Source organism: Streptomyces sp. ML-6 (assembly GCF_030116705.1).
Classification (GTDB): Bacteria; Actinomycetota; Actinomycetes; order Streptomycetales; family Streptomycetaceae; genus Streptomyces.
In genome coordinates this window covers 588833-609314 of record NZ_JAOTIK010000002.1, presented here as the reverse complement: position 1 = coordinate 609314, position 20482 = coordinate 588833, and the positions used below count along the sequence as shown (strand labels likewise).

General features: G+C 70.7%; 15 protein-coding genes and 1 pseudogene. 12 read left to right on the top strand and 4 right to left on the bottom strand.

The genetic code is table 11. The features are described from left to right. The first annotated feature begins 33 nt into the window (after positions 1–33). From OCT49_RS36595 to OCT49_RS36585, 3 genes are all read left to right on the top strand, one after another. Complete coding sequence (locus OCT49_RS36595) at positions 34–372, top strand: DUF6210 family protein (protein WP_283856473.1); 339 nt, start codon at positions 34–36, stop codon at positions 370–372. Positions 373–387: 15 nt separating this feature from the next. Beyond that, complete coding sequence (locus OCT49_RS36590; protein ID WP_283856472.1) at positions 388–3528, top strand: Tn3 family transposase; 3141 nt, start codon at positions 388–390, stop codon at positions 3526–3528. 348 nt (positions 3529–3876) lie between these two features. Beyond that, the gene (locus OCT49_RS36585; protein WP_283856471.1) at positions 3877–4569 is read left to right on the top strand and encodes a DUF1963 domain-containing protein; all 693 of its coding nucleotides are present in this window, start codon (positions 3877–3879) and stop codon (positions 4567–4569) included. A gap of 142 nt (positions 4570–4711) precedes the next feature. Here the strand turns inward: OCT49_RS36585 and OCT49_RS36580 are convergent, their stop codons facing one another. Beyond that, positions 4712–5608, bottom strand: a complete 897-nt coding sequence (locus OCT49_RS36580) for a recombinase family protein (RefSeq protein WP_283856470.1) — start codon at positions 5606–5608, stop codon at positions 4712–4714. A gap of 299 nt (positions 5609–5907) precedes the next feature. Here OCT49_RS36580 and OCT49_RS36575 point away from each other — a divergent pair, with 299 nt between their 5' ends. Then, the gene (locus OCT49_RS36575; protein ID WP_283856469.1) at positions 5908–6093 is read left to right on the top strand and encodes a DUF6210 family protein; all 186 of its coding nucleotides are present in this window, start codon (positions 5908–5910) and stop codon (positions 6091–6093) included. 79 nt (positions 6094–6172) lie between these two features. Here OCT49_RS36575 and OCT49_RS36570 read toward each other — a convergent pair whose 3' ends face one another. Next, positions 6173–6373, bottom strand: coding sequence for a hypothetical protein (locus OCT49_RS36570; protein WP_349632854.1), 201 nt, complete (start codon positions 6371–6373; stop codon positions 6173–6175). Between the two features lie 342 nt (positions 6374–6715). Between OCT49_RS36570 and OCT49_RS36565 the strand changes: the two genes are divergently transcribed. The 3 genes from OCT49_RS36565 to OCT49_RS36555 all read left to right on the top strand — a co-directional run bounded on the left by OCT49_RS36565 (position 6716) and on the right by OCT49_RS36555 (position 9243). Then, positions 6716–7381, top strand: a complete 666-nt coding sequence (locus OCT49_RS36565; protein WP_283856467.1) for a 4'-phosphopantetheinyl transferase family protein — start codon at positions 6716–6718, stop codon at positions 7379–7381. A 143-nt stretch (positions 7382–7524) separates the two neighbouring features. Next, entirely contained in the window at positions 7525–8199 is a 675-nt protein-coding gene (locus OCT49_RS36560; RefSeq protein WP_283856466.1) for a HEAT repeat domain-containing protein, read from the top strand. A 3-nt stretch (positions 8200–8202) separates the two neighbouring features. Then, complete coding sequence (locus OCT49_RS36555; RefSeq protein WP_283856465.1) at positions 8203–9243, top strand: HEAT repeat domain-containing protein; 1041 nt, start codon at positions 8203–8205, stop codon at positions 9241–9243. 160 nt (positions 9244–9403) lie between these two features. Here the strand turns inward: OCT49_RS36555 and OCT49_RS36550 are convergent, their stop codons facing one another. Together OCT49_RS36550 and OCT49_RS36545 are read right to left on the bottom strand one after the other, a co-directional pair. After that, entirely contained in the window at positions 9404–9616 is a 213-nt protein-coding gene (locus tag OCT49_RS36550) for a DUF5988 family protein (protein ID WP_283856464.1), read from the bottom strand. Positions 9617–9810: 194 nt separating this feature from the next. Continuing rightward, on the bottom strand, positions 9811–11367 hold the full coding sequence (locus tag OCT49_RS36545) for a DHA2 family efflux MFS transporter permease subunit (protein ID WP_283856463.1): 1557 nt from the start codon (positions 11365–11367) through the stop codon (positions 9811–9813). Between the two features lie 185 nt (positions 11368–11552). Here OCT49_RS36545 and OCT49_RS36540 point away from each other — a divergent pair, with 185 nt between their 5' ends. The 5 genes and pseudogenes from OCT49_RS36540 to OCT49_RS40260 form a co-directional block, all read left to right on the top strand. After that, a complete protein-coding gene (locus OCT49_RS36540) occupies positions 11553–12008 on the top strand; it encodes a MarR family transcriptional regulator (RefSeq protein ID WP_283856462.1) in 456 nt (151 codons plus the stop codon). A gap of 147 nt (positions 12009–12155) precedes the next feature. Continuing rightward, a complete protein-coding gene (locus OCT49_RS36535; protein ID WP_283856461.1) occupies positions 12156–12935 on the top strand; it encodes a thioesterase II family protein in 780 nt (259 codons plus the stop codon). Positions 12936–12939: 4 nt separating this feature from the next. Then, a complete protein-coding gene (locus OCT49_RS36530; protein ID WP_283856460.1) occupies positions 12940–13770 on the top strand; it encodes a metallophosphoesterase family protein in 831 nt (276 codons plus the stop codon). A gap of 87 nt (positions 13771–13857) precedes the next feature. Continuing rightward, on the top strand, positions 13858–15114 hold the full coding sequence (locus OCT49_RS36525; protein ID WP_283856459.1) for an AAA family ATPase: 1257 nt from the start codon (positions 13858–13860) through the stop codon (positions 15112–15114). 629 nt (positions 15115–15743) lie between these two features. After that, a pseudogene (locus tag OCT49_RS40260) lies at positions 15744–20190 on the top strand (acyltransferase domain-containing protein); the annotation flags it as partial. Positions 20191–20482 lie beyond the last annotated feature (292 nt).

Sequence of the window (20482 nt, the reverse complement as noted above, 5' to 3'; positions counted from 1 at the left end):
TGCGGCTGCGAAATGTCATTGAGCTCGTGGTCGGTGATCGAGAAGGCTGCTGCCGTGAGTTCCCGACGTTTCGTGACACTTGACCAGGACGGCACGGCCGACGGATGGCTGCACGTGGTCGTCGAAGCCTCGACCGGTGTCTTCTATCAGCAGCAGTACGGGGGTCACCTGTGCAGACAGGGGCAGACGGAGGGCTTCCCGGTGCCGGTGTTCGGCCCCGACGCGCTGGACGCGCTGCGCCGGCTGTTCGAGGAGGGGGTGGGGACGGAATGCGAGCGAAACGTGCCACGGTTTTGTTCCGCCGCTGGTAGAGGCCAGCGCGGGGCGTCTTCACGGGGATCGTTAGGATTCCGTCGTTCTGGCCCCCTGTGATCTTCGAGGTGTGTGTTGACTTCGATCGACCGCACTGCCTACCCGAGGTTCCGCAGGACCGTCACGGCGCGGGAACTGGTCGAGTCGTTCACGCCCACAGCGGACGAGGCCGGCTGGGCGCGGGGAAAGACGACCTCTGACCAGGCCTTCCTTGCGCTGGTGATATGGCTGAAGTGCTATCAGCGGATGCGCTGTTTCCCCGGCCTGGATGAGGTTCCCGATGTGGTGGCCGGTCACATCCGCACCGCGCTGGGACTGCCGAACAGGGTGGCGGTCGGGGCGGAGGCGGTGCGGTCGGCTGCGCGGTATCGCGACTACGTGCGCGGGCGGCTGGGGGTGAAGTACGACGCGGCGGATGTGCGCGGCGTCGCCGAGACGGCAATCCGGGTGGCAGCGGTCACGAAGGACAACCCGGCCGATCTGATCAACGTGGCGTTGGAGGAGGTGCTGGGGTCTGGTCGGGAGTTGCCCGGTTATACCACGCTGGACCGGATGGTGGCCAGGATCCGCGCCGAGGTGAATCGGGACGTGTTCGCCACGGTCGCCGGCCGGATCACTGCGGGGCAGCGCGCGAGGCTGGCCGAGCTGCTGGTGGTCGACCCGTCCAGTCGGCGCAGCCGGTTCGACCGGCTGAAGGACCCGGCGAAGGCCGCGACGATCGGCAAGTTCAAGGTCCGTCTGGCGCACCTTGCTGACCTGGACGCGCTCGGGCCGACCGAGGTATGGCTGCAAGGGGTCCCGCCGGGCAAGATTTCGCACTTCGCCGGCGAGGCGCGGGTCACCGATGTCGCGGACCTCGCCAAGGTCGGCGAGGAGAAGCGGTTCACACTGCTGGCCAGCTTCATCCACGTGCTGCGGACCTCCGCTCGGGACGAGGTGACCGAGATGTTCTGCAAGCGTATGGCGGTCATCCACAAGAAGGGCCGGGCCCGGCTGGAGGCGCTGCGCGAGGAACACCGCGCCGAGTCCGAGCGGCTGCTGGAGGTGTTCGGTGATGTCCTGGCCGCAGTGCGCGAGGCTGCCGAACCAGCCGACATGGCGAGCGCTCCCTGCGCCGAGAACGACACCGGCACCGCGACGACCGATGCGACCGGCAGCGGCATCCTCGACAGTACGGGTGGAGCCGCGGCCGAAGAGGGGAGGTCCGCGGCGGCGCGGACTGGAGAGATGGTCTTGGCGGCGCTGACGGCTGGCGGAGGCATCGCGGCGCTGAGCGCGTCGCACGAGGCGGTGGCCGCGCACCATGGCAACAACTACCTGCCGCTGTGCGAGCAGTACTACAAGTCTCACCGGCCGGTGCTGTTCACGCTGGTGGACGCGATCGAGCTGGAGTCGACGTCCGCGGAGCGGTCGGTGCTGGACGCGCTGGAGTTCGTCAAGGCCAACCGGGACCGGCGCGCGGAGTGGATCGAGGAGAGCGTCACTGTCAAGCGCGACGGCAGGGACGTGGTGGTGACGGTAGAGGTCGACGCCTTCGCAGGGTCTTTGTGGAGGCGCACGCTGCGCGACCGGCGGCGTCCGGGGATGCTGGCCCGCAGGCACCTTGAGGTGTGCGTGTTCTCCTATCTGGCCGCCGAGCTGCGGTCCGGGGACATCGCGGTGGTCGGCTCGGACTCCTACGCGAACCTGCACTCCCAGTTGATGAGCTGGGAGGAGTGCGAGGACAAGGTCGCAGAGTTCTGCACCCAGGCCGGCATTCCGACCGACGCGAAGGCGCTGGCAGTGCACTACCGGATGCTGCTGACGAAGACAGCCACGGAGGTCGATGCAGGCTACCCGGCCAACACCGACCTGCGGCTGGAGGGCGGACGGCCGGTGCTGGCGCGGCGCAAGGGCGCCGATCGGCGGCCGGCAGCGATCGCGCTGGAGGCCGCAGTGCTGGACCGGGTGCCCGACCGCGCGCTGCTGGACATTCTGGCCCGCACTGCCCACCTGACCGGCTGGCCGCGGCATTTCGGCCCGGCCTCCGGTTCCGATCCGAAGATCCGCGACACTTTGGGCCGGTACGTGGTGACCGCGTTCGCCTACGGCGGGAACCTCGGGCCGACCGAGGTCGCCCGGCACATGCGCGGGGTCAGCGCCCACGAGATCTACACGGCCGGAAACAAGCACGCCACCCCCGACAAGATCTACAAGGCGTCGGCGGACGTGGTCAACGCCTTCGCGAAACTGGATGTCGCCGCAGTGTGGGGCGATGGGTCGACCGCGGCCACCGACGGCTCACAGATCGACACCTGGGAAGACAGCCTGCGGGCCGAGTCCCACGTCAGGTACGGCGGGTTCGGGGCCCTTGCGTTCCGGCTGGTGTCCGACAACTACATCGCACTGTTCTCCCACTTCATCCCGTGCGGGGTATGGGAGGCGGTGTATCTGCTGGACTCGCTGCTGTCCAACGTCTCCGACATCCAGCCCGACACGATCCACGCCGACACGCAAGGGGCTTCGCTTCCGGTGTTCGGCCTGGCCGCCCTCCTCGGATTCGACCTCCTTCCCCGCATACGCAACTGGCACGACCTGAACTTCTACCGACCTCATGCCAAAACGCGATACAAGCACATCGACTCCCTCTTCGACGACAACGTCATCGACTGGGCCCTCATCGAACGCCACTGGAAGGACCTGCTGCGCACCGGGATCTCGATCCGGGAGGGCCGGCTGTCCTCGGTGACACTGCTGCGCCGTCTGGGCAACCACTCCAAGCGCAACCGGATCTACAAGGCGCTGCGCGAATTGGGCAGGGTTGTCAGGACCGTGACGCTCCTTCGATACCTGTCCGAGCCCGAGCTGCGCGACCAGATCACCGCGATTACCAACCGCACGGAGGCGTTCCACGGCTTCGCCGCGCATCTGATGATCGGCGGACGGCTGATCGGGCACAACGACCCGGACTACCAGGAGCGAGTCGTGAAGTTCAACGAGCTGATCGCCAACTGCGCGATCTACTCCACCGCGCTGGACATCACCGACGCCGCCAACGCCCTCGCCGCCGAGGGCCATCTTGTGGACCCCGACGACCTGGCCACCGTCAGCCCGCTGATCACCCGCACGATACGCCGCTTCGGCGACTGGCACTTGGACCTGACCCCGCCCGAGGGCATCGTCGCCACCAGGTTGGACCTGGCTCCCGGAGCGCTGTTTCCTGCCGCACCGGTGTGAAGCCGCGATCGGCCGACGGCTGTCCGTCTCTGCGGATGGCGTTTCGCAGTGACTGGGGGAGCCGATTTCCGCCCTTGTGCATGATCGATGTCAGCGTGTTGTGACGCCCCTTAATACCTGTTCCGATGCGGACATGCCAGGCCACTGAGGCGAACAGTTGTACGGCCGCTGGTCCGTTGTCTACGATGCGTGCGCATGCCCGTACTTCAGGAACAACAGGTCCTGCGGTTGCTGCGGCCTCTGATGCGGACGCGCACCGTACTGGAGCCGGCCCAGCGCCCGCCCGGGACACGCGCGCGTGGTCGCCGCCGACGGCACGCCGAACCTCCGTCCGTTCCCGTGCAGCCCATGACGCGGGAGTCCGTCGCCACGCGGTTCGGTGGGTTCCCGACGGTGGAGGAGGGCGAGACCTGGCCCCTGTGTGACGGCTGTGCCGGCGATCTCACGTTCGTCGCGCAGGTCGACTACTCCCGCGACGGTCTTCACGACAAGCTTCCCATCGTGTTCTTCACGTTCTTCTACTGCTGGGTGTGCCATCCGTGGGGCCAGGATCGCGAAAAGGGCAGGTGGCTCGTGCGTTCCTACACTGGGCTGCGGCGCCCCAAGGTTCTCGTGCAGGGCGACGGGCCCGCCTTCGTGGAACGCCACGCGGTGCCGCGCCTGGCGAAGTCACTGCCCGACGGGGCGGGAATGCACCTGCACTGCCGTGAGCTCTGGGACCTGGTACCGGGCGAGAGCGGTTCCCGGGAAGCGTGGGCGAACTGGGATGTCGTCGACCGTGCCGCACTCCGTCTGACACAGGAACGCGCCCCACGGCCGCACATGCGCAATGCCGGGGTGGCAATCGGCGGATACCCGTACTGGGTGAACGGCGGGGACAAGACACCGGTCTGCACGCAATGCACACGGCCGATGGAACTGCTGCTGCAGATCCGGCCCAGCGAACTCACCGACGCGGACTGGGGTGACGTCGGAACCCTGTACCTGTTCATGTGCCGAAAGCACACCCAGCGCACCGGGCTGCGCATCCAATGCACATGAAACATCGGGTCACCCCAGGTCGGGGGGAGCCTCACACCAGCCCTGACGGTCGTGTCCATGATGCCGTCCAGGGTCCACCGGCTCGTCATCTTGGGGTCCCAGTAGTTCCCGCCGAAAAAAACGCAAAGGACTGAGTCGCAGGTCAGGCCGTGGATTCCAGAGGGACCGTGGCTGTCTGCTCGTCGTGCTCGCGCAGCATGCGCATGACGGTGGCCGGGGCGGGGTGCTGGCCGCGCTTCTTGCCGGTGCGGATGACGAGGCGGGAGGCGATCTCGCGCAGGGAGAGGCATTCGTCGTGGCGCAGGCGCAGGGCGGGGGCGAGCATGTCCTCGTCGGAGACCTTGACCCCGCCGATCGACTTGCCCTTCGTACGGGCGGTCTCCTGGCCTTCGAGGGTCTTGTCGCGGATGTAGTCGCGCTCGGACTCCGCCATGGCGGCGAAGAAGGCGAACAGGGCGGCCCCGTGGCCAGCCGGATCGTGCTTGCCCACCAGGGGGCCAGTGAGGAACTCCAGCTCGATCTCAGCGTCCCGCAGTTCTTCGGCGACCTTCAGCAGCTCCAGGGCGCCGCGGCCCAGGCGCTTCATCTCGTGCACCACGAGGGTGACCTTCGCGCCCAGCGAGCGGTACTCGCGGGCCGCCGCCAGGGCGGCCTTCATCTCGGGGCGTTCCCTGACCCGGGTGCTGATCTGTTCCTGGAACAGCCGGTGCACGCCGGAGGCTTCGAGGGCGTCGACCTGGGACTGGATCTCCTGCGTCCGGCTGGAGACGCGGGCGTACGCGAGCCGGACCTCCATCGGGACGGCCGGCGCCGCGAGCTTCTGGACCGGCAGGGCCGTCCAGGCGGAGCCGGGATGGCGTACGGCCGGGGTGGCGACGTGCAGTTCGGACCGGAGCGCGGGGACGAGCTGGAAGCGGGCGGTGTGGTACTTGAGCGCGACCTTGCCGGAGGTGGTGCGGCAGGGCGAGCCCGCCGGGGCCTGACAGGTGGACATCGGGCAGGCGTGCGACTCGACGAGCCGGTACGGGTCGGTGATCACGCCGGGATCGTTTCAGGAGTACGTTTCACCGGCCAAGGAGAAGGAACCGACCGGTGAAACGAACCGGCCTGCGGCGATGCCTTCGGCGCCCGGTGTTGAAACGGGGACCACCTATGAAACAACCTCAGTGCCCGCGTCGTCGTATCTTCGAGTTGGTGGACGTCCGCGCCACCGCCTACGGGCACCGGTTCGCGCATGTGACCTACTTGGCCGCTGGAGCGTGGCACGTATCGCTCGTATTCCGGTCTCACCCCAGGAGGAGTTCGCCGGTGCCGGTACGTGGAACTACTCGTGGCCGGATGACGAGCGTGCGAGGCTGCGCGGGATCGTCGAGAGCATCCCTGTACTGGGCGTCCGACGGCCACATGGAGGAGCTGCACACCCTGAGGCTGGACGGGAGCCGGTTCCGCGACGCCGACGAGGCCTGGGTACCGGTGATCACACCGGACGGTCCCGAGGTGCTGCTGTGGGCCAACTCGGACTGACTCGGACTGACTCGGACTGAAGCAACGCGGTGATCGGCCGCCCGTGCCGGGACGGAGGGCCGACGCCTTCGGGGCGGGGCTACAGGCCGAGGTCTGCGGCCCAGCAGGAGAAGGACATCCACGAGCTCTCCGGGTCGTACGTGTCCTTCACGGACTTCTCCGGGGAGGCGGCCCTCACCTCGACCATGTCCTCGTAGGAGATGCGCCCGGGCAGCTTGCCGAACCTCTCGTGCCGGGCTGCCGCGGCCTGGTCCGTCGTCGTCGCGCTGTCGGTGTTCACAGTCAACCTCCGCTCCATATGAGTGGCGGATTGTGCCGTCTGCTCGTGGGTACGAGGCTCGCACTCCATTCGTCACCTGTCAAGCCGGTGACGATTCTTCGTGGGGGTGCCGGCGCGGCGAACGTGCTCTGGTTGAGTGAAAGTTGTCGGGCCGGGGTCGAGGGGGATCGCGGATCTTCGATGGGGACGACGACGGCTTCGGGAACGGACACCGGTCCGGGTGGGGCGGACGGTCCGGGTGGGGCGGGTGGGTTGGATGGCCCACACGATTCGGATGGGCAGCGCGATTCGAATGGGCCGGACGTTCCGGACGTTCCGGATGTTCTGGGTGTTCCGGACGAGGTGCGGGCACAGGTATGGGTGCTGCGGGTGCCGGTCGCGGCGGCCGGGCCGCTCTCCGGGATCGATGCGTCGGTGCTGGACGAGGAGGAGCGGCGGCGCATGGCCGCTTTCGCCCGGGACGAGGACCGCGTGCGCTACGGCTTCGCCCGTACGGCGCTCCGTACGATCCTCTCCACGCGTACCGGTACGGCCCCCGACGCCCTCCGGTTCGCCCGTGATCCCTGTCCCTGCTGCGACGAGGCGCACGGGCGTCCCGTGCTCACCTCCGCGGCGGCGGAGTTCTCGCTGTCCTACGGCAGGTCCCTGGTTCTGATCGGCGTCGCGCCGGTGCCGGTGGGTGTGGACGTGGAGCCCGTCCCCGAGCCCGAGGCGGCGGAGCGGCTCGGGAGGATGCTGCATCCGGCGGAGTCCGCGGAGGTCCTGGCCGTGCCCCCGAAGGAGCGTCCGGCGGCCTTTGCCAGGCTGTGGGCCCGCAAGGAGGCGTATCTCAAGGGGTTGGGCACGGGTTTCGGCCGTGACATCGCGGCGGACGACGTCCGGGGTGACCTCCCCGGCTGGTGTGTCACCGACCTCCCGGTGGGCCCCGGTCATGCCGCCGCCGTCGCGGTCGGCTCCGCGCGGGCCCGCACGGTCGTCCGTGTCCACCGCACCCTCCCGGAGCTGTGAACCCGCCCCCATCTCGTGCCGTCCGCCCGCTTCGTCCTGTGTTGTTCTTCCATTCCGTCCCGTGCAGGGCCTTCTTCCGGGCCGGTTCGGCTTGACCTTGACACGTTGACAAGGTCTTCACTGTGGCCGAGGAGGTGGTCCCGATGATCATGCCGAAAGAGGACACGAACACGATGCGAGCGCTCCGGGGACTGGAGAACGACAGCTCGTCGACCCGGCTGCAGGCGGCGTTGGCGGTCGGCACGCACCCGGACCCGGGGTTCATCGGCAAGCTCGTCGAGCGATGCGCGATCGAGCCCGAGTTCTACGTACGCGAGATGCTGACATGGGCTCTCACCCGTCACGCGGTGTCGATGACGGTCCCGGTGCTCCTCGACGAAGTCCGGGCGGGGGGTGCGCAGGCCCGGAGCCAGGCGTTGCACACGCTGTCCAAGATCGGGGACCGGCAGGCGTGGCCGGTGATCACGCCGGCACTGCTGGCCGACGCCGACGACGAGGTGGCCCGGAGCGCCTGGCGGGCGGCGGTCGTGCTCGTACCCGAAGGTGAGGAGCGCGAGTTGGCCGTAATGTTGGCGACGCAGCTCGGGCGTGGCGAACGCGAGACGCAGCTGAGCCTCAGCCGGGCGCTGATCGCGCTCGGAGAGGCGATGCTGCCGAGCCTGGGCTCGGCGACCACGGATCCCGATCCCCGCGTGCGCACGCACGCGATCGCCACGGAACGGCTGTGGCGCGACCCGGATGCCGGATTCGAGTTCGCGATCGAGGAGGCGAAGCGCGTCGTGGCCCTCGGCGGGAGCGACCGGGAGGAGGAGCGGTAGGCCGTGCTGATCGGTGAGGTCGCACGCCGGGCCGGGGTCAGCGCCCGCATGCTCAGGCATTACGAAGCGCTCGGCCTGGTGCGGCCGACGGGTCGCACCGACTCCAACTACCGGGAGTACTCCGGCGAGGACATCCGGCGGATCTTCCACATCGAGAGCCTGAGGTCGTTGGGCTTGTCGCTGCGCGAGGTCGGGCGCGCGCTCGACGACCCCGGATTCACCCCCGCGGAACTGGTCGACAACCTCATCCGGCAGACGCGGGACCGCCTCGCGGCGGAGGCGGAACTGCTCACGCGACTCCGCCGGATCGACGCCGCGGAACCCGCCGCCTGGGAGGACGTCCTCCAGACCGTCGCCCTCCTCCAGGCGCTGGGGTCGAAGAGCGCGGGGGCGCGGCAGCGCGCGGCCCTGTCCGCAGCCGAGGAGGTGCCCGTACCGGTGGAAGCACTGGTCGAGGCCGTGCTCGACGAGTCGGACCCGAACGTCGCCGGAGCCCTCCGCTGGGCGCTGGCGCAATCGGGCGAGGAGGGGGCGGCGCTGCTGGCGGAGGGCCTCGACTCGCCCTCGGCCGAGGTGCGGAAGCGTGCCGTCCAGTCCCTCGCCGAACTCCCTGAGGCCGGGACGACCCCGCTGCTGCGCGACGCCCTCACGAACTCCGACGCCGTGGTCCGCGGGTACGCGGCCCTGGCGCTCGGGGCGCGTGGCGCGGCCGACGTGGTCCCGACGCTCATCGACATGATCGTCGAGGAGCGGAACGACGTCGACGCGGCCGATGTGCTGAGCGGGCTGGCGGGTGACCCCGCGGCGGCGGACCGGATCGCCACCGCGCTCCTCGACCGCCTCGACCGCCTCGACCGTCTTGACCGTCTTGACCGTCTTGCCCAGGACGCCATGGGATCGTCCGCCCGCCGTCGGCTGACCCAGGCGCTCGCGGACATCCCGGGGGAGCTGACGGCAGGTGCGCTCGTGGACCTGTCGCACGACGAGGACCGTGCCGTCGCGCTCACCGCGACGTACATCCTCAAGCTGCGCGAGACGCGGTGACGGATCTTTCCGGGGCTTGAAGCGGGGCCGTTCCTGCAACGGGGGTGAAGCGGAGGTGGAGGTGGAGGCGCGGGGGAGCAAGCACGGAAAAGGCAGCGGTCCGGCGTGGTGCCGGGCCACTGCCTCGGGGGTCGTTGGTCGTGGGTCGTTTTCCGTCGGTCTACTCGGCGACGTAGGTGCAGCCGCTCCAGGCGAACACCTGGAGTTCCTGGTCGGCCGCGACGACGGTCTCGTCGGTCGGTTCGAAGTGCTCGTACCGGTTGCCCGAAAGTACTTTCACCTTGGAGTTCCTGTCCGCGACGTAGCGCACGCGGTCCTTCTCGTGGATGAGGAAGGTAGGGCCACCGGTGAGAATGACGTTGGGATTCTCCATGACTGCCGTCTCCTTCGGCGCAGGTGCGGATTGTTCGGAAGTCCTCAGTGCTTCGGCTTGGCAGTAGGGGGTGCTTCGCTGCGCGCAGGATCGGCGGTCGCTCTAAAGCCTGTCTAAAGCGTTCAAAGCGTCCAAAGTGTTCAGGGCGCCCAGGGTGCCCAGGGTGTCCGGGACGCCCAGGGCCTCCAGAGCGTTCAGAGCGTTTTCCGGTCGGTCGGCCCGGCTGTTGCCGCCGCGGTGCCGACGGCCGGGCCGGTGCGGGGGCCGACTTCGGCCGGAGTGGCGACGGTGGGCATGGCGACGGTGGGCGTGGCCGGGGCGGTGACGGTGGCGGGTGTGCGGGGCTTGGTGTGGTTGCGGATCAGGAGGCAGGCGAGCAGACCGGCCACCAGGACCGCGATGGGCAGGGCCACCGCGCTGTGCAGTGTGGCGAGGAAGGCGGCGGAGTGGCTCTGTCCGGCCGAGAGCCCGGCGGAGAGCTGTCCCTGGACGAGGGCGCCGACTGCGGCGGCACCGATGACCGAACCGATCTGGCGGACGGTGTTGTTGACGCCGGAGGCGGCACCGGCGAGCCGGGGCGGTACGTTGCGCATGGCCTCGGTGGACATCGGGGTGACGATGCATCCGACGCCGAGCCCGGTGAGCAGGGTGGCGGGGACGAAGGCGTACCAGGAGGTCGCGGGGCCCGCGATCAGAGCGATGGCGAGGATGCCGGACGCGTACAGGGTCAGTCCGGTGATCAGCAGGTACTTGCCGCCGATCCGGTCGGACATGCGCCCGGCGAACGGGCCGAGGGCCATCGACACCAGGGAGGAGGGGGCCAGCACCAGGCCCGCCTTCATCGCGCTCATGTGCAGGACGGACTGGAGGTAGAGGTTGAAGGGCAGCACCAGCCCCAGCATGGCGATCGAGACGAGGCCGACCAGCACGGTCATCACGGTGAAGTTGCGGTCCTTGAAGAGCGCGAAGGGAACGAGCGGCTCACGGTCCTGCCGGCCGCGCTGGTGCAGCAGGAACCCGACGGCCAGGGCCGAGGCCGCGGCGAGCAGCGCCCAGATGCCCGGACCCCAGTGGTAGCGCTCGCCCTCCTGGAGACCGAACGCCAGGCAGAACAGGGTGGCAGTGGCGAGGAGGACGCCCATCAGGTCGAAGCGGTGGGTACGGGCGGGACGGATGTCGGGGATGATCAGGAACGTGAGGACGAGCGCGGCGATCCCGATCGGCACGTTCACCAGGAAGATCCAGCGCCAGCCCACGGCCGAGACCAGCATGCCCCCGAGGGTCGGCCCGGAGAGGGTGGCCAGGCCCGCGACCGTGCCCCAGATGCCCAGTGCGGAGCCGCGTCGTGAAGCCGGGAAGACGGACACGATCAGGGTCATCGTCTGCGGTACGAGGAGGGCGGCGCCCAGCCCCTGTACTCCGCGGGCGGCGATCAGGGCCGCCGCGTTCGGGGCGAATCCGCAGGCGATGCTCGCCAGGGTGAAGACGACCAGGCCCGCGGCGAACAGGTTGCGCGGGCCGCGCATGTCGCCGAGCCGGCTCGCGGTGATCAGCAGTACGGAGAGCGCCAGCGCGTAGGCGCTCACCACCCACAGGGTCTGGTCGAGCGAGGCTCCCAGGCCGTTGATCATGTCGGGGATCGCGATGTTCACGATCGTCAGGTCCAGCAGGGTCATGAAGAACCCGAGCGAGAGCGTCACCAGGACTGCCCAGGGGTTCCCGCGCCACTTGAGCACGACCGTCTCCTTCATCCGTCGATGGCCGGTGTCCCGGCGTCTGCTTCGAAGTTAACCCATCTTCTTCGATGCATCAAGATAGATGTATCGAAGTAGTTGCATCCATTGGGGGTGCATCTACGGGAGATGCATCTGCAAGAGATGCATCTTGGGGGGATGCATCTCTGGAAGATGTATCGAACGCGATGTAATGTGGCGGCATGGATGGAGTCGAGCTGTTCTTGCTGGGACGCACCCTCATGAAGATCGGGGAGGGCGCGATGCCCGAGCCCGAGGGCGGCGCCGCCCGTTACGGAGGCGGTGTGCGCTCGGTCCTCATCGTGGTGAGCGATCTGGCCACCCACCCCGACAGCGCGGTCGGCGAGATCGCGGCCCGTACCGGCCTTCCACAGAGTCAGGTCTCCACTGCGGTGGCCCGGCTGAAGGAGGCCGGCGCCGTGGTCACCAACCCAGACCCCGCCGACCGCCGCCGCCTCCTGGTCCGGCAGTCCTCCCGTCCCTCCGATCGGATGGCCCAGGTCAGGGCGACCTCCATCGAGGGCGCGCTGGCCGACGCGCTAGGCGACGATGCCGAGGGGCTCAAGGAGGTCACCGAGGCCCTGGACGTGTTGGCCCGTCATCTGTCCCCACAGGCCCGCTCCCGCAAGCAGGGTTGACCGACGGGCGTCGGGCCGGTGCGGCTGCAATGCGGCTCTGCCGCGTCGGCCCGGATGTCCGCGGCGGTGATCGGTGACCGGTGACGACCGACGTCCCGGCCGTGCGCACAAGCTCCGCTTAACCGGGAAGGGCTAGCTTCCCGGTACATGAGCATCCACGAAACCGAAGCAGAGCTGTGGATCCGGCGCTTCCACCCGGCTCCCGAGAAGCCGATCAGGCTCGTCTGCCTGCCGCACGCCGGGGGTACCGCCTCCTACTTCTTCCGCTACTCGCAGATCCTCGCGGCGACCGCGGACGTGCTCACGATCCAGTACCCGGGGCGCCAGGACCGGCGGCACGAAACTCCGTTGACGACGGTGAGCGCCCTGGCGGACCGGATCCACCGGGTGCTCACCCCCCACCACGACCGCCCGCTCGTCCTCTTCGGCCACAGCATGGGCGGCATCCTCGGCTTCGAACTGGCCCGCAGGATGGAACGCGAGGGCCGGCCGCCCAGCGGCCTCATCGTCTCCGGGCGGCGCGCCCCCGACATCTACGCTGCGGACAACGTGCACACCCGCGGGGACGAGGCGCTGATCGCGGAGATGGGCACCCTCTCGGGCACCGACCCCGGGGTCCTCGCCGACGAGGAGATCCTGCGCATGGTCCTGCCCGCCATGCGCGCCGACTTCAAGGCGATCGAGACCTACCGCTACCGGCCGGACCGGGAGGGGCCCGCCCTCGACTGCCCGCTGAGCGTGCTCACCGGAGCCTCCGAGCCGCGCGTCACCCTGGAACAGGCCAGGGCCTGGCAGAAGTTCACCAATGGTCCCTTCACCTTCCGCAGCTTCCCGGGCAGCCACTTCCTCCTGACCCCGCAACAGGACGCCGTCACCGCGGCGATCGCCCAGGACCTGGCCCCGCTCGCCCAGCCCGCCACTCACTGAACCCGTGGCGCACGGGAAGCTGCTGGCCATCAGTGACCTGCACATCGGTTACCCCGAGAACCGCCTCCTCGTCGAAGGACTGCGGAGCACCACCGATCAGGACTGGCTGATCGTCGCCGGTGACATCGGCGAGCTGGTGGAGGACCTCGAATGGGCGGTGCGGCTGCTGAGCGAACGCTTCGCCAAAGTGGTGTGGACCCCGGGGAACCACGAGCTGTGGACCCCGCCCGACGACCCGGTGCAGCTGCGGGGCGAGGAGCGGTACCGGCACTTGGTGTCGCTCTGCCGGGCCGCCGGCGTCGTCACCCCGGAGGACCCCTACCCCGTGTGGCACGGCCCCGGCGGACCCGTGCTCGTCGCCCCGTTGTTCCTGCTGTACGACTACACCTTCCGCACCGGAACGGCCCGGAACAAGGAGGAGTCGCTGGCCCAGGCGTACCGGAGCGGCGTCGTCTGCTCGGACGAATTCCTCCTGCACCCCGATCCGTACCCGAGCCGCGAGGCATGGTGCCGCGAACGGGTCACCGCCACCGAGCAACGGCTCCTGGCCGTCGACCCCGCACTGCCGACCGTACTGGTCAACCACTTCCCACTGGTGCGCGAGCCGACCAGGATGCTGCGCCACCCCGAATTCGCCCAGTGGTGCGGCACCGCGCGCACCGCCGACTGGCACCTGCGCTTCCGCTCCCGGACCGTCGTCCACGGCCATCTGCACATCCCCCGCACCAGCTGGTACGACGGGGTGCGCTTCGAGGAGGTGTCGGTCGGCTACCCCCGGGAGTGGCGCACCCCGGGCCATCCCCGTACCGTCCCGCGCGTCGTTCTCCCCGGCTGAGGGGCGCGGGGCGAACTTGCTGCCCCGCAGGTTGTGGCCACCGCTCCACGACCCCCACTCGCCCGGAACGTACCTAGCCTGCTGGTCATGACGCTGCTGAGCCGAGACGCCGAACGGACGCAGCTCGACGACGCGCTGGCCGCCTGCGTGCGGGGCGGCACCGGACTCGTGCTGGTGGAGGGCGCCGTGGGCTGTGGCAAATCCGCCCTGCTGCGGTACTGCGCCGATGCCGCGCACCGCCAGGGCGTCACGACCGTGCGCGCCGCGTACCCGGACTGCCCCACGGACCTCACCACCGCGCTCGACGACGTTCCCGAGCCGACCCCCGTGGTCGTCTGCCTCGACGACATCCACCACGCGGACGCCGCGTCCCTGGGCCGGCTGACCGCCGGGGTGCGCACCACGGCCCACCCGGCCCGGGACGGCGGCCTGCTGCTCGTGCTCGCCGCGACCGACGCGCCGTACCACGACGCCGGACTGGCCACCGAACTGCTGAAACACCCCGCGTGCACGAGAATCCGCGTCGGCCCCCTGGACCGCACCGCGACCGCGGCACTGGTGCGTCGGCACACCGGCGAACCGACCGCCCCCGCCGTGGCCGACGGCCTGTACCTCGCCAGCGGCGGGAACCCGTTGCTGCTGCGCGCCCTGCTCGCCGAACCCGGACACGTCCCCGAGCCGGGCGGCCCCTTCTCACGCGCCGTCCTCACCTGCCTGGAGCGCTGCGGCGCGCCCGCCCCCCACCTGGCGCGGGCGCTGGCGGCCCTCGGGGACAGCGCGACGGCGGAACGCGCCGCGAGCGTGCTCCGCACGACACCGACCGAGACCGGCCGCACCCTGACCGCACTCCGGGCCGCGGGCCTCGCCCTCGGCGACCGGCTGCGGCACGCCGCGGCAGCGGCGGCGGTGCTGGACGACATGGACCCGGAGGAACGCGAGGGACTGCACCGAAGGGTGGCCCGCGTCCTCCACGCGTCCCGGGCCGAAGCGGCCGTCATCGCCGACAGCCTGCGGGCCTGCGGCGGCATCGACGGCTCCCAGGGCTCCGGGGGCTCCGGGGGGGACCGGGGGGTCCGGAGGTTCTGTGGGTTCTGTGGGTTTTGTGGGTTTCGGAGGGTTCGGGGGCTCCAGGGGTTCCGGGGGGCTTCGACGATTTCGACGGTTCCGACCGTGGCTGGGTCGTACCCGTACTGCGCGAGGCGGCACAACAAGCCATGGCGGTCGACGAACCCGAGCGCGCCGCTGCCTGCCTGCAACTTGCCCACGCCTCCTGCGCGACCGACACGGACGAACACGCACGCAGCGAGATCATGCTCCAACTCGCGGCCCTCACCTGGAGGTTGAGCCCGGCGGCGGCGGAGCAGCACCTGGAGGCACCGCTTGCCGCGCTGCGCGCCGGACGGCTCGGCACCGCCACCGCCGGGCACCTCGCGAGACTCCTCGTCGCCCAGGGACGCATCGAGGAGGGCGCCGAGGCCCTGCGCCGCGCGACGGATGCCGACACCACGAGCCGTGCCACGGGCCGCGTGACGGGTGTCGATGTCACGAGCCGCGCCACGATGGCCGAGGCCACGAGCCGCGCCACGGGGGCCGAGGCCACGAGCCGTGCCACGGGGGCCGACGTGCTGCGGGAACTCTTTGCGCTTCCGCCGGGCGGGAGTTCCCCCGCTCCGCCCGGCGGAGAACACCTGAACGCCTGCGCGGCCCTGTGGACCCACCCCGGCCACCAGGACGACGCGCAGGACGCCGGGCGCTTCCTCGAAGGCGCCCCGGCCACCCAGGGCACCCACGAAGCCCTGGCCCAGGCCGTACGGACACTCATCCACGCCGGCCGGCCGCGCAGGGCCGCCGACTGGTGCCGACGCCTCCAGGAACGGACCGCCCCACACCGGGCCCCTGGCCTCCGGGCCTTGTACGGCACCCTGCACGGCGAGGCACTGCTGCGCCTGGGCGACCTCGCGGGCGCCGAACGGGAGGCGTTCGATGCGGCGTGCTCCTTCCTGGACCGGGAACTGGCCCAGGAACTGGGCAGGGGCTCGGTGGGGTCGTTGCGGGAGGTGGTGTTCGCCGGGCCGGGCAGCAAGGCGGGGCGCCTGCTGGACGAGACGGTGTTCACGCAGGCGGGGCTGTTCGCGGTGGAGTCGGCGCTGTTCGCGCTGGTGTCCTGGCTGGGGGTGCGCCCGGACGCGGTGATGGGGCACTCGCTCGGGGAGATCACGGCCGCCTGGGCGGCCGGGGTGTTCTGCCTGGAGGACGCCTGCACCCTGGTCGCCGCCCGGGGCCGGCTCATGCAGGCCGCCCGCCCCGGGGGTGCGATGGCCACCATCGCCGCCCCCGAGACGGAGGTCACCGAGCACCTGGCCGGGTATGGGGGGCGGGTGGCGGTGGCGGCGGTCAACGGGCCCGCCGCCGTGGTGGTCTCCGGCGCCACCGACGCCGTCACCGAGATCGCCGACCACTTCCGCGCACAGGGGACACGGACCAAGCACCTGACCGTCTCCCATGCCTTCCACTCCCCGCACATGGACACCGCCGCCGACACCTTCGGCCGGGCCCTGGCCGGCATCACCTTCCACGAACCCACCCTGCCCGTCATCTCCAACCTCACCGGCACCGTGGCCGAACCGGGCACCCTGACCACCCCCGCCTACTGGGCGCGCCACATCCGGGCCGCGGTCCGTTTCCACGACGGCATCACCACCCTCCACACCCGGGGCATCACCGCCTGCCTGGAACTGGGCCCCGACCCGGTGCTGACCTCCATGGCCCGCGATGCCCTGGACGGCCAGGGCATCGCGGCGGCCTGTGTGCTCCAGAGGGACAAGGGCGAGGCCCGGGCGCTGCTGCGTGCCCTGGCCGTGGCGTTCACCTCCGGCACCCGGACCGACTGGGCCCCGCTGCTGGGCCCCGGCCGACGGACCGCCCTGCCCACCTACCCGTTCCAGCGCAAGCGGTACTGGATCGACGTCCCCGGCCTCACCGCCCCGGCCCCCGGCCCCGGCGCCCTCACCGGTGCCCCGGCCGACAACGAACCCGAGGAGGAGGACAACGAGAGCTGGGCCGGTCGGCTGCGCGGGCTGACCGACGGGCAGCGCATCACGCTGATCGCCGACCTGATCCGCCGTCACACCGTCGAGATCCTGGAGTACGACACAGAGGACGAGGTCGATCGGGCGCTCCCGTTCAAGGAGTTGGGCTACAACTCGTTGACGTGGGTGGAGCTGCGCAGCCGTCTGGCCGCCGACCTCGGCATCGCCCTGCCCTCCTCCCTCGTCTACGACCACCCCACCCCGAGGTGCTGGCCGGTCACATCGTGGCGGCGCTGCTCGGGACCGCCGGCCCGGCCGACCTGCCCACGGCCGCGAGCGCCGCCTACGACGAGCCCCTGGCCGTCGTGGGCATGGCCTGCCGCTACCCGGGCGGTGTGACCTCGCCCGAGGACCTGTGGCAGCTGGTCGCCTCCGGCACCGACGCCATCGGCCCGCTGCCCGACGACCGGGGCTGGGACCTCGACGCGCTGTACGACCCCGAGCGCGGCACCCCCGACACGACGTACACCCGGCACGGCGGTTTCGTGTACGACGCCGACGCCTTCGACGCCGAGTTCTTCGGGATCAGCCCGCGCGAGGCCCAGGCGATGGAGCCGCAGCAGCGGCTGCTGCTGGAAACGGCCTGGAACCCCTCGAGACCGCAGGCATCGTTCCCCACACCCTCAAGGGCAGTCGCACGGGTGTGTTCGTCGGGGCGATGACCCAGGAGTACGGGCCCCGTCTCCACGAACCCGCGAAGGACGCCGGAGGCTATCTCCTGACGGGGACGACGGCGAGTGTGGCGTCGGGGCGGGTTGCGTATGCGTTGGGTCTTGAGGGTCCGGCGGTGACGGTGGACACGGCGTGTTCGGCGTCGTTGGTGGCGTTGCATCTGGCGGCGCAGTCGTTGCGCAGTGGTGAGTGCGGGCTGGCGTTGGCGGGTGGGGCGGCGGTGATGGCGTCGCCGGGGATGTTCGTGGAGTTCTCGCGTCAGCAGGGGGTGTCGGGGGACGGGCGGTGCCGGGCGTTCTCGTCGGACGCGGACGGGACGGCGTGGGGTGAGGGTGTCGGGGTGGTGGTGCTGGAGCGGTTGTCGGATGCGCGGCGCAACGGGCACGAGGTGCTGGCGGTGCTGCGGGGCAGTGCGGTCAACCAGGACGGTGCGTCCAATGGTCTGACGGCTCCGAACGGTCCGTCGCAGCAGCGGGTGATCCGGCAGGCGCTGGCGAACGCGGGTCTGACGGGTGCGGACGTGGACGTGGTGGAGGCGCACGGTACGGGTACCCGGCTGGGTGACCCGATCGAGGCGCAGGCGCTGCTGGCCACCTACGGCCGGGAGCACACGCCCGAACGACCTTTGTGGCTGGGGTCGTTGAAGTCGAACATCGGGCACAGCATGGCCGCCGCGGGCGTCGCCGGGGTGATCAAGATGATCGTCTCGATGCAACGGGGCGTACTCCCACAGACCCTGCACATCGACGAACCGACTCCGCACGTGGACTGGGCGTCGGGAGGCGTGGAACTGCTCACCGAGTCCCGTTCCTGGCCGGAGCTGGACCGTCCGCGCCGGGCCGCGGTCTCCTCGTTCGGCATCTCCGGCACCAACGCCCACCTCATCCTGGAGCAGGCCCCGGAGGGGAACGGGGGGCCGGGCGAGACGGCCCTCGCCGGGGGCCCGGTGCCGTGGGTGGTGTCGGCGCGGAGTGGCGCGGCGTTGCGGGAGCAGGCCGCCCGGCTGGCCGGTTTTGTCGCCGACCGGCCGGAGCTGGATCTGGTTGCGGTCGGGTCGGCGCTGGTGCGTGCCCGTACGGTTTTCGATCACCGGGCGGTCGTGGTCGGTGCTGACCGGGAGGAGCTGCTGCGGGGGCTGGAGGCGGTGGCGGAGAACGGGGAGTCGCGGCCGGCCGTATCGGGGCGGACGGTGTTCGTTTTCCCTGGTCAGGGGTCGCAGTGGGTGGGGAGGGCTGCGGGGTTGTATGCGGATGCGCCGGTGTTCCGGGCGCGGCTGGAGGAGTGCGGGCGGGCGCTGGGCCCGTTTGTGGAGTGGGATCTGCTGGAGGTCCTGCTGGCCGATCGGGGTGCCGGGTTGCTGGAGCGGGTGGATGTGGTGCAGCCGGCTCTGTGGGCGGTGATGGTGTCGCTGGCGGAGCTGTGGCGGTCCTTCGGTGTGGTGCCGGATGCGGTGGTGGGGCATTCGCAGGGGGAGATCGCCGCGGCCGTGGTCGCCGGGGCACTGTCGTTGGAGGACGGTGCCCGGGTGGTGGCGTTGCGGAGCCGGGCGCTCGTGGTGCTGGCGGGGCGGGGCGGGATGGTGTCGGTCGCGCTGGGCGCCGACCGGGCACGCCCGTATCTGGAGGAGTGGGCGGGTGAGGTGGCGGTGGCCGCGGTCAACGGCCCGTCCTCGACCGTGGTCTCGGGCTCCTCGACCGCCCTGGACGGTCTGGTCGCCGTGCTGGAGGGGGAGGGGGTGCGGTGCCGACGGGTGCCGGTGGACTACGCCTCCCACTCCCCGCACGTCGAGGCGATCGAGGAGGAACTCGCCCGCCTCCTGGCCCCGGTGTCCCCTCTCGTCCCGGCCGTTCCGCTGTATTCGACGGTGACGGGCGAGATCGTCGACAGCGCGTGCCTGGGGGCGGGGTACTGGTACCGCAATCTGCGGGGCACGGTCGAGTTCGAGAACGCGGTCCGGTCCCTGCTGGCGGACGGGTTCACCGCGTTCGTGGAGTGCAGCGCGCATCCGGTGCTGACGGTCGGGCTCCAGGAGACCTTCGAGGCGGCCGAGGCCGGCCCCGCCGTGGTCGCGGTGCCGTCCCTGCGCCGGGACGAGGGCGGCAGGCGGCGCTTCCTCACCTCGCTGGGCCAGGCATGGGCCCACGGCGTGGACGTCGGCTGGGACCGGGTCCTGCCCGAAACCCACCGCCCTGCCGGGCTGCCGACGTACGCCTTCCAGCGCAGCCGGTACTGGCTCAACTCCGCGCACAACGAGACCGCTGCCGTCTCCGATCTGGGTACGGCCACGGCCGGGCACCCGATTCTGGGACCGGCGGTCGAACTGCCCGGCTCGCAGTCGCTCCTGTTCACCGGACGGCTGACGCGGTCCACGCACCCGTGGCTCACGGACCATTCGGTGGCCGGGACCGTCCTGCTGTCCGGCACCGCCCTCGCCGACCTCGTCCTGTACGTCGCCGACGAGACCGGCTGCGGACGGGTCGACGAACTCACCCTCCATGAACCCCTGGTCGTCCCCGAGAGGGGCGGCGTCCAGCTCCGCGTCGAAGTGGGAGAACCCGACGAGGCCGACCGGCGCGCCGTGTCCGTCCACTCCCGCCAGGAGGGCCGGGCCCCCGGCACCCCGTGGACCGGTCACGCCGACGCCGTGCTCGACGCCGAGGGCGAATCGCCGTCGTGGGACCTGGAGGTCTGGCCGCCGCTCGACGCCTCCGCCGTGGACACCACCGGCCTCGACGGGGTGCACGCGGCCTGGCGGCGGGACGGGGAGCTGTACGCGGAAGTCGCCCTCGACGGGGAGGAGCGGACGGGAGCGGACGGATTCGGCATCCACCCGTCCCTGCTGGACGCGGCACTCGGACTCACGGCGCTCATCGACGCCTCGCCGGACACCGGCACCGAACCGGACACCGGCACCGAACCGGACACCGGTACCGAAGCGGACACCGGCACCG